9 protein-coding genes and 1 tRNA gene are annotated in these 12845 nt (G+C 71.7%); 7 read left to right on the top strand and 3 right to left on the bottom strand.

Going from position 1 to position 12845, the window contains the following annotated elements:
• Positions 1-64: 64 nt before the first annotated feature.
• The 5 genes from LGR69_RS05055 (at position 65) to LGR69_RS05035 (ending at position 7876) form a co-directional block, all read left to right on the top strand.
• The gene (locus LGR69_RS05055) at positions 65-1375 is read left to right on the top strand and encodes a sugar MFS transporter (protein WP_007558015.1); all 1311 of its coding nucleotides are present in this window, start codon (positions 65-67) and stop codon (positions 1373-1375) included.
• 162 nt (positions 1376-1537) lie between these two features.
• The gene (locus LGR69_RS05050) at positions 1538-2401 is read left to right on the top strand and encodes an SMP-30/gluconolactonase/LRE family protein (protein WP_230365356.1); all 864 of its coding nucleotides are present in this window, start codon (positions 1538-1540) and stop codon (positions 2399-2401) included.
• 511 nt (positions 2402-2912) lie between these two features.
• Entirely contained in the window at positions 2913-3137 is a 225-nt protein-coding gene (locus LGR69_RS05045) for a hypothetical protein (protein ID WP_007558018.1), read from the top strand.
• A 152-nt stretch (positions 3138-3289) separates the two neighbouring features.
• Positions 3290-6166: a PAS domain S-box protein gene (locus LGR69_RS05040; protein ID WP_230365355.1), complete on the top strand. Its 2877-nt coding sequence runs from the start codon at positions 3290-3292 to the stop codon at positions 6164-6166.
• Between the two features lie 6 nt (positions 6167-6172).
• A complete protein-coding gene (locus tag LGR69_RS05035) occupies positions 6173-7876 on the top strand; it encodes a sensor histidine kinase (protein ID WP_230365354.1) in 1704 nt (567 codons plus the stop codon).
• Between the two features lie 22 nt (positions 7877-7898).
• On the opposite strand, the gene LGR69_RS05030 is transcribed toward LGR69_RS05035, so the two are convergent.
• From LGR69_RS05030 to LGR69_RS05020, 3 genes are all read right to left on the bottom strand, one after another.
• Positions 7899-8288, bottom strand: coding sequence for a phage holin family protein (locus LGR69_RS05030; protein ID WP_230365353.1), 390 nt, complete (start codon positions 8286-8288; stop codon positions 7899-7901).
• Positions 8289-8363: 75 nt separating this feature from the next.
• Positions 8364-8792 carry an RNA polymerase sigma factor region1.1 domain-containing protein gene (locus LGR69_RS05025; protein WP_230365352.1) on the bottom strand — a complete coding sequence of 143 codons (429 nt, stop codon included), beginning with the start codon at positions 8790-8792 and terminating at the stop codon, positions 8364-8366.
• Positions 8793-9246: 454 nt separating this feature from the next.
• Positions 9247-9321 (bottom strand) — tRNA-Val (locus LGR69_RS05020).
• Between the two features lie 203 nt (positions 9322-9524).
• Between LGR69_RS05020 and LGR69_RS05015 the strand changes: the two genes are divergently transcribed.
• Both LGR69_RS05015 and LGR69_RS05010 read left to right on the top strand, forming a co-directional pair.
• Complete coding sequence (locus tag LGR69_RS05015; RefSeq protein ID WP_007558434.1) at positions 9525-10568, top strand: hypothetical protein; 1044 nt, start codon at positions 9525-9527, stop codon at positions 10566-10568.
• On the top strand, positions 10568-12754 hold the full coding sequence (locus LGR69_RS05010; protein WP_230365351.1) for a glycosyltransferase family 2 protein: 2187 nt from the start codon (positions 10568-10570) through the stop codon (positions 12752-12754). Before LGR69_RS05015 ends, LGR69_RS05010 begins: the two co-directional genes overlap by 1 nt.
• Positions 12755-12845 lie beyond the last annotated feature (91 nt).

The raw sequence follows: 12845 nt of genomic DNA, 5'->3' as shown, positions 1-12845 counted from the left end.
CTCATACAAATGAATTCCACAACAAGGGGCCCGGCAAGGCGGCCTCGATGAGGGGAAACGTTTGATGGCAGGACCGATCGCGAGCATGGGAGCGCCCGCGGCGGGGACCGCGACGCGCGATCAGGGCAGCTACCGCCCCGCCCTCTCGCTGCTCGCAAGCCTCTTCTTCATGTGGGGCTTTATCACGGTCATCAACAACACGCTGCTCCCTCATCTCCGGAGCGTGTTCGACCTCGATTATACGCAGACCACGCTGATCGAGTCGGTGTGGTTCATCGCGTATTTCGTGGCCTCGATCCCTGCGGCGAAGCTGATCGAGCGCATCGGCTACCAGCGCGCGCTGGTGGTGGGCCTTGGCATCATGGCGCTGGGCACGCTCGGCATGGTCCTGGCCTCCCATCAGGTCTCGTACGCGATCACGCTCACCGCCCTGTTCGTGATCGCGAGCGGCATCACCCTGCTTCAGGTCGCCGCCAACCCCTACGTGGCTGTGGTCGGGCCGCCGGAGACCGCCCCGGCGCGCCTCAACCTCGTCCAGGCGTTCAACTCGTTCGGCACGACCCTGGCGCCTTTGTTCGGCGGCTACCTGATCCTTGGCCGCTCCGCCTCGGGCAACGTCGCGGCCGGCGCCACCCTCAGCCCGGCCGAGCGGCTCGCCGATGCGCAGTCCGTGCAGCTCCCCTACCTGATCGTGGCGGCGATTCTCGTCGTGCTCGCCGTGGTGATCGCCCGCTTCCCGCTGCCCGCCATCGGTGCGGGAGGCGCCACGAAGCGCGCCGCCAAGGCCGAGCGCGCGGGCCTGTCGCTCTGGCGCCACCGCAACCTCGTTTTCGGCGTGCCGGCGATCTTCATCTATCTGATCGCCGAGATCGGCGTGTCGAACCTGTTCATCAACTTCGTCTCGCAGCCGGAGATCGGCAACCTCACGCATACGGAGGCGTCGCGCTACCTGTTCCTGCTCTGGGGTGGGATGATGGTCGGCCGCTTCGTCGGCAGCTACCTGATGCAGGGGCGGTCCGCCGAGACCGTCCTGGCCGGCGCCGCCATCGCGGCCTTCACGGTGATGCTGGTGGCGACCTTCGCGACGGGGCCGCTGGCGATGTGGGCGCTGATCTCGGTGGGGCTGTTCCACGCGGTCATGTTCCCGACGATCTTCACCCTGGGCATCCGCGGCCTCGGCCCGCTGACCGAGGAAGGCGCGGGCTTGCTGATCATGGCGATCGCCGGGGGCTCCCTGGTGGTGGTGCAGGGCTGGGCCGCCGACCGGTTCGGCCTGCAGCATTCCTTCCTGATCACCGCCGCCTGCGAGCTCTACGTCCTGTTCTTCGCTTTGTGGGGCAGCCGGCCGGGTCGGGGCGCCTCCGACCGCGCCTGATCGGCCGCCACCCGCGATGCGGCGTGGGGCGGCGGGCCGGAGCGGCTCCCGATCGCGCCGCCATCGGAAGGCGCTCCAAGAAGTCGCTTCAAGTCGTTGATGTCACGCGCTCGCCGGACCGGTAGCCGCTCCGGAGGCCGGCGCTCGAGAGAAGGCGATCCCATGGAGGCACAGTTTCGCGTCGTCGCCCGCGCCGAGCGCGACCGGCTCGGCGAGGGACCCGTCTGGGTGCCGGAACGGGGGCGGCTGTTCTGGGTCGATATCGAGGCGCCCGCCCTGCGCTGGCTCGACCTCGCGAGCGGCGAGACCGGCACGCGCCCGTTCCCGGAGCCGATCGGCTGGATCATCCCCCGGGCCGGCCGGCGCGACTTCGTGATCGGCTTGAAGAGCGGCTTCGCGGTGTTCGATCTGGAGGCGGACCAGGTCACGCCGATCGGAAATCCGGAGCCGGACTATCCGGACAACCGCCTGAACGACGCCAAGGTCGACTATGCCGGCCGGATCTGGGCGGGGAGCATGCACCAGGCCGAGACCGCGATCTCGGGCGCCCTGCACCGGCTCGATCCCGACCTGACCTGGCAGCGGATGGACGGCGATTACGGCGTCGCCAACGGTCCGACCTTCAGCCACGACGGCCGGATCCTCTATCACAGCGACAGCGCCGCCCGGACCGTCTTCGCCTTCGATCTCGCCGCCGACGGCACCCTGACGGGCAAGCGCGAATTCCTGCGCTTTCCGGAGGCCTGGGGCTGGCCCGACGGGATGACCACGGATGCCGAGGGCTGCCTCTGGATCGCCCATTGGGGGGCGGGCCGGATCAGCCGGGTGGATCCGGAGGGGCGTCTCGTGCGGGCGATCTCGTTGCCGGCCACCAACATCACGAGCTGCGCCTTCGCGGGGCCCGGGCTCGACCGGCTGTTCGTCACGTCGGCGTCCCGGGGTGCCGAGCACGAGCCGTCCGCGGGGGCCCTGTTCGAACTCGATGTCGGCGTGGCGGGCCTCCCGCCCCGGGCGTTCGGGGGCTGAGGGGCGGCGGGCTTCCCGGCTGCCGCGGCGCGCGCGATCGCGCGCAGCGGATCCCGATCGCCAAATCGTGTGGCTTGTGTCCCTCGGATGGGGGATGCGCTCACGGGGCGGGGCGTCTAGCGTCGGGCCTTCTCCGAGACGAGATCACCTTTGACCCGCCCGGCCCTGCCGCGGCGGGTTCTTTGATCGCGGCGTCACGGCCGGATCGGCCGGCGGCCGTGCGGGCTCTCCTCACGGTCGAGCTTTGGCGCAGCGACGCGCACCAACGGCATGATTGTGAAACGTTTTCGGCGGTTGCGCCGTTGATCGAAGCATGGACGACGACACTCCGCTTCGTGCGCATATCCGTGCTGTGCTGCTCAAGCTGGCGCGCACCTTGGCGGCTCGGGCCGGCCCGCTCTAAGGCGCGTGCGCCCCGGCCCTCCCCTCGCCCCTGCGCCCTCGGACGGCGAGGCCCTGTTAACCTTTCGTCAACCATGGGCCGACACAGTCCCGGGCGGAGGGCTGAGCCATGACTCGACGCCGGGATTTCGATGCGCTGAGCGAGGCGCAGATCGCCGCGAGGCGCACGCAGAAGCGCTGGGTCGAGCCGAAGGCGCAGTTCCGCCCGGCCGCGCCCCAGGCCGTCACCGAGTTGCTCGACACGATCCAGCACGTGGCCGAGGCCGCTACCGGCGAGCGCAGCTTCCTGCATCTGCGCCCCGTGGCCGGGGCCACGCGCAGCCGCGAACATTAAGGCCGCCCGCGAAGCGAGTCCGAGCCCGCGTTCGGGCTGGCGAGCGTCGGCCGGTTCTGCAACAAGGCCGAGATGAGCCGGCGTACAGCCTTCGATTGCATTCTCACGGTGTCGCGGGCCGTGCCCGGGCGATTCCGCACGGCTCGCAGGCCGTGAGCGGCACCCTGAGCGCGGACGAGGCTGAGGCTCTCCGGCGCCGCAACCGCGCCCTTGAGGACGAAGTCGCCCGCCTGCGCTCCGCGCTCGCGACGGCCCGGGCGGAGGCCGCGACCGAGGCGCCGCCGCGGGACGAGACCGCCTTCGCGCGTGCGTTCTGGCAAGCGCCCGCCCGGATCGACGCGATCCTGCCCGAGCCCGATCCGGCGCGGATCGACGATTCCGAGTTCCGCCGGCTCGCCGACCACCTCCCGATCCTGTGCTGGCTCGCCCGCAGCGACGGCTATCTCTACTGGTACAACAGGCGCTGGCTCGATTACTGCGGGACCACGCAGGCGGCCATGGCCGGCTGGGGCTGGCAGAGCGTCCACGACCCGGAGGCGCTGCCGCGGGTGACGGCGGTCTGGGCCGCCTCGATCGCCACCGGCGAGCCGTTCGAGATGGTCTTCCCCCTGCGCGGGGCCGACGGCGTGTTCCGGCCGTTCCTGACGCGGATCGTGCCGCTGCGCGACGCCTCCGGCCGGGTGGTGCGCTGGTTCGGCGTCAACACCGAGATCGGGGCCCAGGTCCGGGCCGAGGCGGCGCTGCGCACCTCCGAGATGCGCCTGCGCCGGGCGCAGGAGGCCGGCGGCGTCGGCGTGTTCTCCATCGATCTGGACCGGAACATCATCCACGCCACGCCGCATTTCTTCCGCCTGTACGGGCTGGCCGAGCAGGAGACGCTGCCGGTCGACGCGGTCGCCCGCCTCGTCATCCCGGAGGATGCCGGCTTCGTCTCCCAGTGGGCGGACCGCGGCGCCGGCCTGACCGATGCCGACGTCGCCTATCGGATCCGGCGGGCGGATGACGGCGCGGAACGCTGGATCGCCCGCCGCGGCGCGATCGAGCGCGACGCCGGGGGGCAACCGGTCCGCTTCGTCGGGGCGGTGCGCGACATCACCGACCACAAATCCGCCGAGCAGCGGGCCGAGGCCAACCAGCGCGAGCTGCGCCTCATCACCGATGCGCTGCCGGTGCTCATCGCCTTCATCGACTGGGACTACATCTACCGCTTCGCCAATGCGGCGTATCAGGACTGGTTCTTCCGTCCGGCCGCGGAGATCGTGGGGCGGGACGTGCGCGAGCTGCTCGGGCCCGCCGCCTTCGAGCTGCGGCGCCCCTATGTCGAGCGCGCCCGCGCCGGCGAGGCCGTCCGGTTCGAGATCCCCTGGCCTCACCAGGATGGGCGCCACCGCGACGCCGAGATCCGCTACCTGCCCCGGCGGGGGGCCGACGGGGCGGTCGACGGCTTCCACGTCTTCGTGCAGGACATCACCGACCGCAAGCGGGTCGAGGCCGCACTCCTCTCCGAGGTCACCCAGCGGACCCGCGAGCGCGACCGGCTGTGGGAGACGACCAACGACCTGATGGGGACGGCGGGCCTCGACGGCTTCCTCAAGACCGTCAATCCGGCCTGGACGCACATGCTCGGCTGGAGCGAGGCGGAGCTGCTCGGCCGGCCGTTCCTGGACATCGTCGATCCGGCGGACCACGTCGAGATGGCCGAGGTGGTGGGCCGCCTGTCGGCCGGCGAGACGGTGATGGGCTTCGTCGACCGCGTCCTGACCCGGGCGGGCGAGCGCCGCGTCGTGATGTGGACGGCGGTGCCCGATCCCGGCACCGGGCTGTTCTACATCGTCGGGCGGGACCTCACCGAGCAGCGCCGGGTCGAGGAGCAATTGCTGCAGGCCCAGAAGATGGAGGCGATCGGCCAGCTCACCGGCGGTATCGCGCACGACTTCAACAACCTGCTGACCGGCATCGTCGGCTCCCTCGACCTGATGCAGACCCGCATCCAGCAGGGCCGCACCGACGCGATCGAGCGCTACGCCCGGGCGGCCCTGTCGTCGGCCAACCGTGCCTCGGCGCTGACCCACCGCCTCCTCGCCTTCGCCCGGCGCCAGCCGCTGGAGCCGCAGCCGACCGCCGCCAACCCGCTGATCACCGGCATGGAAGACCTGCTGCGGCGCACGCTGGGCGAGCGGATCCATCTCGAGATCGTCACGGCCGGCGGCCTGTGGCTGACCCTGTGCGACCCGCACCAGCTCGAGAACGCCCTGCTCAACCTCGCCATCAACGCCCGGGACGCGATGCCCGAGGGCGGCCGCCTCGTGATCGAGACCGGCAACGCGCAGCTCGACCGGGCCTATACGCGCCAGAACGCGGGGGTGAACGAGGGCGCCTATGTCTGCGTCAGCGTCAGCGATACCGGGACCGGCATGAGCCCCGAGATCGCCGCCAGGGCCTTCGACCCGTTCTTCACCACCAAGCCCCTCGGCCAGGGCACCGGCCTCGGCCTGTCGATGATCTACGGCTTCGCCAAGCAATCCGACGGGCATGTCCGGATCTACTCGGAGCCGGGTTGCGGCACGACGGTCAAGCTCTATCTGCCGCGTTACCACGGTGCCGCGCCGCCCGAGACGGGTGAATCCGGCCTCGTCGAGCTGCACCGGGCCGAGCGTGGCGAGACCGTGCTCGTGGTGGAGGACGATCCGGTGGTGCGCGACCTGATCGTCGAGGTTCTGGGCGACCTCGGATACACCGCGCTCCAGGCCGCGGATGCCGAGGCGGGCCTCGCCGTGCTGCGCGCGCCGGGGCGGATCGACCTGCTGATCAGCGATGTCGGCTTGCCCGGCGGCCTCAACGGCCGGCAGATGGTCGATGCCGCCCGCCCGGACCGGCCGGACCTGAAGGTGCTGTTCATCACCGGCTATGCCGAGAACGCGACCTTCGGCAACGGCCATCTCGAGCCCGGCATGCGCATGATGACCAAGCCGTTCCCGGTCGAGGCCCTGGCCGCCCGGGTGCGCGCGATGATCGCGGGCCTCGACTGACCGCCGATGTCGCTCACCACCCGCATCCTGCTGCTGGTGCTGCTGGCGCTGACCCCGGCGCTGGCGATCCAGGGCTACAATGAGGTCGCCCTGCGCGCGAGCCGCGATGCGGCGGTGCGCGCCGACGCGCTCGCCACCGTCCGCGGCGCCGCGGAGGATTTCGCCCAGCTCTCGGAGCGGATGCGGCAGGCCCTCGACCTCATCTCCGGGGATAGCTCCGTCCAGGTGCGCGACCCCGTCGCCTGCACGGCCTACCTGAAGCGGTCCGCCGCCCGGCTTCCGCACGTCATCCTGCTCGCGCTCACGGATCCCGACGGCACCGTGATCTGCGACAGCGCCGGCTCGGTGCCGGGGGCCTATTCGACCGGCGCCCGCGCCTATCACCGCCGCGCCCTGGAGGCGGGCGGCTTCGCGGTCGGCGGTTACGCGCTGGGCACCGTGTCGAAGCTGCCCTCGATCCACTTCGCCCGGGTGGTGGCCGGCCGGGACGAGAGCGACGGCCCCGCCACCGGGGTCCTCCTGGCCGCCGTGGATCTCGACTGGCTGTCCGACCATCTGGAGCAGACCCTGCACCAGGCCGAGACGGCCATCACGGTGACGGACCGCGACGGCCTGATCATCGCGCGCCGCCCGGACGGAGCGGACTGGATCGGCAAGCCGATCCCGCCGGAGCGCGTCGCGCTGCGGACGGCCCGGGACGGCGCGGTGCGCATCGCCGAGGATATCGACGGCCGAACCCGGATCATCGCCACCGCGATGCCGGACGGGGCGCTTGCCGGGGTGCGCCTCATGGTCGGGCGCGACAGCGCGGCGGCCTTCGCGGATATCGATGCCGCCACCCGCCGTGGCCTGGTGCTGATCGCCCTCGGCGCGGTCCTGGCGCTGGCCGCGGCGCTCCTGGCCGGACGGATGTTCATCCGCCGCCCGATCGATCGCCTGCTCCGGGTCGCGGCGGCCTGGCAGGACGGCGACCTCTCCGCCCGCACGGGCCTGCGCGGCATGACGGAGTTCGGCCGCCTCGGGCGCAAGCTCGACACGATGGCCTCCACGCTCCAGCGCAACACCGACGAGCTGCATGCCGAGATCCGCCGCGGCCGCGCCCTGCAGGAGCAGCAGGTCACGATGCTGCACGAGCTGAACCACCGGGTGAAGAACACGCTGGCCACCGTGCAGGCCCTGGCTCGCCAGTCCCGCGGCGCCGAAGGCGTCCTCGAGGCGCGGATCTTGGCCCTGTCGAAGACCCACGACCTCCTGACCCGCGAGGATTGGAGCGGCGCCTCCCTGAGCGAGGTGCTGGAGAGCGAGCTGAGCCCCTACCGCACCGGCGGCGACCAGATCGGCCTCGACGGGCCGGACGTCGCGCTATCCCCGCGCCATGTCCTGGCTTTGGGCATGACGATCCACGAACTGACCACGAACGCCGCCAAATACGGCGCGCTCTCGGCACCGGGCGGACGCGTGCGGGTCTCGTGGTCTCTCGTCACGACGGAGGCCGGCATGCTGCGCCTGCGGCTCACCTGGCAGGAGAGCGGCGGCCCGCCGGTCCACCCGCCGGCCCGGGCCGGTTTCGGGACACGGCTGATCTCCGGCGGCGTGCGGCGCGAGCTCGACGGAATCGTCGACCTCGCCTTCGAGGCCGAGGGCCTGCGCTGCTATCTCGACGTCCCGCTCGCGCCCGGCCTCAGCGCGATCCTCACGCCGACGCAGTAGACGGCCCCGCGCGTCACGGCCGTCAGGCCCGGGGCCGCACGACCTCGCGAGCATCCTGCTTCACCTGCCGCCAGGTCCGCCACGGCTCGAGGTTCGACAGCGCCATCCGGCGCAGGCCGAACCAGCCGAGCACGAGGGCCACGACCAGGAACGGCGCCGCGACGATCAGCGCCGCCGGGGCCTCGGAGCCGAACGGCACGGCGAGCAGCTTCACCACCGCGTCGAGCCCGAGGAAGAAGGTGACGATCAGCAGCACGGGAATCGTGCCGACGATCGCGACCAGCGACACGATCGCCCGGAGGTTGCCGTCGATCTCGGTCCGCGCCAGCGTCAGCAGGGCGCCGAAATGCACCGCGCTCTCGCGCAGGGCCGTGACCAGCAGGCCCAGTGTACCGTCGGCTCGTTGACGCATGGTTCGGGGTCTATCCTCGTGGTCCGTCAGGCCGGGGGCCAACGGGGCCGGCCGCGGAAGCGTTCCGGCCGGGTCTCACAGCATCAACAGCACGGCGCCGAGGATGAGCACCGTCGCGAGGCCCGCCAGGACGACCGCGCGGGTGACCGCCCGGCTTCCGTCCGGATCCCCCTCGGGCGGGGCGGCGGCCGGGCCCGGCCCGCGCTCCGCCGCGACCGCCGGGGCTCCCGTCCCGCCCGTGGGCAGGATTGGCGGCGGCGCCCCGGGGCCCGCCTCCGGAAGCGTGAGCGCGCCGGGCAGCGGCCGGTCGATGGGGGGCCCAAAGGCCTCCGGCTCGACGCTGACCCCCGCGGCCTCGAGCTCCAGCATCACCAGCACCAGGGCGTCGACATCCATGTGGTCGACCGGAAGCGCAGCCTGGAGATCGCCCGCCGTGAGTTCCCCGCGCGCGCGACCGAGCGCGATCAGCCGGTCCAACGTCCCGCGATCGATCGTCTGCGCCATCGCCAACCCCCGTCACCGGATCCGCATGGCCGGCGCTGCTCTGCACGAAAATCCGCGACGTGCGCGGCGGTTTCCAGGGGATAACGGGCCGAGCGGGGTCGGCCCTCAACGCATCCCCGGTGGCCCAGCATCCCCGATGACCCAAGCCTCAAGCCGATGCGGACGGACCGGCGGCTTCCCCGCCACGGGATGCGAGCCGGCGATCCCATATGCCGTGACGAGTCCGCCGTTCGCTGTGGGAAAAAAATCGGGCCTGTACGTTTCGCGCGCGCACCCCGTGGGGCTTCGTACCCCCGCAGCAGGCTGGGACGGCCGATCCACGACGCCCAAATCAGGCCCCGTCTCGAACGGGTCCGTCACGTCGCGCACAGGATTTCCGACCCGGTTTACGAACCAAAGAAAAAGGCCCCGTTCCCGGGGCCTCGAATTCGTCGATCCATCCCAGAAGGTAGGATGGTGGGCGCGACAGGGATCGAACCTGTGACCCCTACCATGTCAAGGTAGTGCTCTCCCGCTGAGCTACGCGCCCGGGCCGGTGCTGGTCGAGCACCGGTGGGCCGGGCCTATAGCCGGTGCCTGGCGGGGGCGCAAGCGGAACGTTGCGGTGCCCGGCCCACGGTCCGGGGCCGCGATGGTGCACGCGGGGCAGAAAATGCGCTATGGGCCTGCCGGCCGGCATCCGACCGGGCCGCCGAGGCGGTTCCGACATTCCGCCGCCTCAAGCTTCGGGACATGCGCTACTTCATCGATCACGATCACGGCGATTCGATCCGCGGCTGGATCGTTCCGGACAACCCCCTCGCGATCAGCCGGGTGATGGTCTCCGTCGCCGGCCAGCGCGTGGCCGAGGTTCCGGCCAGCGTCATCGACGAGGCGTTCAAGCGCAACGGCTGGCACGCCACCGGCCAATGCACCTTCGTGCTGACGGCGGCCGAGGTGCCGGGGCTGCCCGACATCCCGCGCCTCGAACTCTACGACGCCGACACCAACGTCCTGATCTACCGCCGCATGCCCCAGGAGGGGCTGGTGCGGCTGCGGACCATGCTCATCAACACCAGCATCGAGCCCGAGACCGCCCTGCAGGCGGCGCTGTTCCCGCATTTCCAGCACTGCTACTTCGGCGTCCACAAGCTGCCGGACGAGATCCTGACCTGCGTCCTGACCGGGCCGGCCGCGCCCTCGGCCTTCCTGTCGGGGGCTGTGACGGTTCCGCGCTATGAGAACTTCATGACGCCGGACCTGATGATCACCGCGATCCTGGTGCAGGACCCCTACACCGAGATGGCGACCCGGATGCGCTGGCTGAAGGCGCGCGCCGGCGACGCCCTGGACCCCACGCGCGGCTGGCGGCTCGGGCCGCTCGCCGAGGCCGCTTCCTTCTCGGATGAGTACGACTTCACCGACGTGAAGAGCCTGAAGCGCTACTTCCGCATGCTGCCGGAGCCGGCCTACCGGCTGCTCTACAACCCGCTGACCCGCCAGCTCGGCACCCGCATGCCGGAGGATCGCCTGCATCCGGGCAATTCGATCGCCGCGATCGAGATCCTGGCCCGGGTCGGCATCGTCGGCCACCGGACGCGCTACCACGCCTTCGCGTCGACCCTGTTCGATCAGCTGGGCATCAACGCCCCGGTGCCGGTGCCGCCGCCGATCCCGGCCGAGACCCAGGCGCTGGCCGAGCGCCTGCGCACGGTCAAGGCGGTGGAGGAGATGCTGGTCTTCGACGTCGCCATGTCGGATGCCGTGAAGGACTCGATCGACAAGAGCTGGAGCTGATGGTGCGGTCGAGCGAGACGGGGGCGCCCGGGACGCGCCTGCCGCCGGCGCACCTGACCGGAGCCGGGCGCAAGCGGCGCCCCCTGCCGGTGCGGGCGGCGGCGGACGGGATGCGGATCGACCTCGCGGGCCTTTCCGGTCGCTGGCTCGAGATCACCCTGTCCAACGACCCGACCGAGGGGCTCGACACGGTCCCGGGCATGGCCTTCGCGGGCCCGGAGGGGCGTCCCGGGCCGCTGCTGCCCCAGGAAGCGACCGGCGGCGGCGCCTTCACCTGGATCGGCCGCCTCCCCGAGGGAATCGTCGCGCTGCGCGTGGCCGATCCCGCCGGCCGGATCCCGGCGCGGCTGCGCCGGGTCACGGTGCGCCGTCTCGACCGGCCGGTCCTCGTCCCCCGCGCGCTCCTGCGCGAGCCGGCGCTGGCCCTGCAGGCGCTGTACTGGCGGATCCTCGGCAAGAAGGTGCGGGCCCGGGGCTTCCTCGGCCGGGCGCTGGCCCACCGGCGGGTGACCGGATACGAGGCCTGGATCCGCGCCCATGGCTACCGCCGGGCGGAGCGGGACGGGATCGCCGCCGAGATCGCCGCCTGGGCCGACCCGCCCCTGATCTCGGTGCTGATGCCGGTGCACGACCCGGATCCGAAGGTGCTGCAGGCCGCCCTCGCCTCCCTGCGCGCGCAGCTCTACCCCCATTGGGAGCTGTGCGTCGTCGACGACGCCTCGACCCGGCCCGCGATCCCGAAGATCCTGCAGCGCGCCGCCGAGGCCGACCCGCGCATCCGGGTGCTCGCCCGGTCCGAGAACGGCCACATCGCCCGGGCGACCAACGACGCGCTGGGCCTCGCCCGCGGCGTCGCCTGCGCCTTCATGGACCACGACGACGTGCTCACCGAGGACGCCCTCTACGAGGTCGCCCGCGCGCTCCGCCTCGATCCGGATCTGGTGCTGATCTACAGCGACGAGGACAAGATCGACGGGCGCGGCCGCCGGTTCGACCCGCATTTCAAGTCGGGCTTCGACCGCGAGCTGCTCTACGCCCAGAACTACATCAACCACCTGACCGTGGTGCGGACCGACGCGCTGCGGGCGGTCGGCGGCCTGCGTCCGGGCTTCGAGGGCAGCCAGGACCACGACCTGCTGCTGCGGCTCACCGACGGGCTCGACCCGGCCCGCATCCGCCACATCCCGCGGGTGCTCTACCACTGGCGCGCCGCGCAGGGCTCCGGGACCTTCTCGGACCGGGCCCTGGCCAAGGCCGAGGCGGCGCGCCTGCGCGCCCTCGACGAGGTCGTGGCGCCCTGGGGCGGCCGGGCCGAGCGCGGCCCCTCGGGCTTCAACCGCCTGGTCCGCCCGCTTCCGGAGCCGGCCCCCCGGGTCTCGGCGATCATCCCGACCCGGGATCGCGCCGAGATCCTGTCGGTCACCCTCGACGGTCTCCTCGCCGGCACCGACTACCCGGATATCGAGGTGGTGATCGTCGACAACGACAGCCGGGAGCCCGAGACCGCTTCCCTGTTCGCCCGGTATCGCGACGACCCGCGGGTGCGCGTCGTGCCGGTCCCCGGGGCCTTCAACTTCTCGGACCTGTCGAATCGCGGGGCCGCCGCCGCCACTGGCCCGGTGCTGCTGTTCCTCAACAACGACGTCGAGGTGCTGGAGCCCGGCTGGCTCGGGGAGCTGGTCCGGCACGCGGTGCGGCCCGAGATCGGCGCCGTCGGCGCGAAGCTGCTCTATCCCGACCGCACGATCCAGCACGGCGGCATCGTGCTGGGGATCGGGGGCGTCGCCGGGCACAGCCATCTCGGCGTGCCGGACGAGGATCCCGGCTATTTCTGCCGCATGGTCATCGCCCACGAGGTCTCGGCGGTCACGGGCGCCTGCCTGGCCATGCGCGCCGACGTGTTCGAATCGGTCGGCGGCTTCGATGCCGAGGCCCTGAAGGTGGCCTTCAACGACGTGGACCTGTGCCTGAAGATCCGCCGGGCCGGCTACCGCATCATCTGGACGCCGTTCGCCAAGCTGATCCACCACGAATCGAAGAGCCGCGGCGCCGAGGACACGCCGGAGAAGCGCAAGCGCTTCGAGGGCGAGGTGCTGACCATGCTCGACCGGTGGGGCCCGGAACTCCGGGCCGACCCCTACTACAACATCAACCTGTCACGGAACTCGGCGCATTACCGCGTCTAGGAAGGTGGACCAGGCCGGCCGCGCCGAGACGGGGTCCGCTCGCCGCGGCAGGCCGCCCCGCATGTGTCGACAGCAGGGCTGGCATGGGGGT

Origin of the sequence: Methylobacterium brachiatum (assembly GCF_020523825.1) — a bacterium.
GTDB classification, from domain to species: domain Bacteria; phylum Pseudomonadota; class Alphaproteobacteria; order Rhizobiales; family Beijerinckiaceae; genus Methylobacterium; species Methylobacterium brachiatum.
The sequence above is the reverse complement of the archived record's forward strand: the minus strand, read 5'-3'. Positions and strand labels throughout refer to the sequence as shown.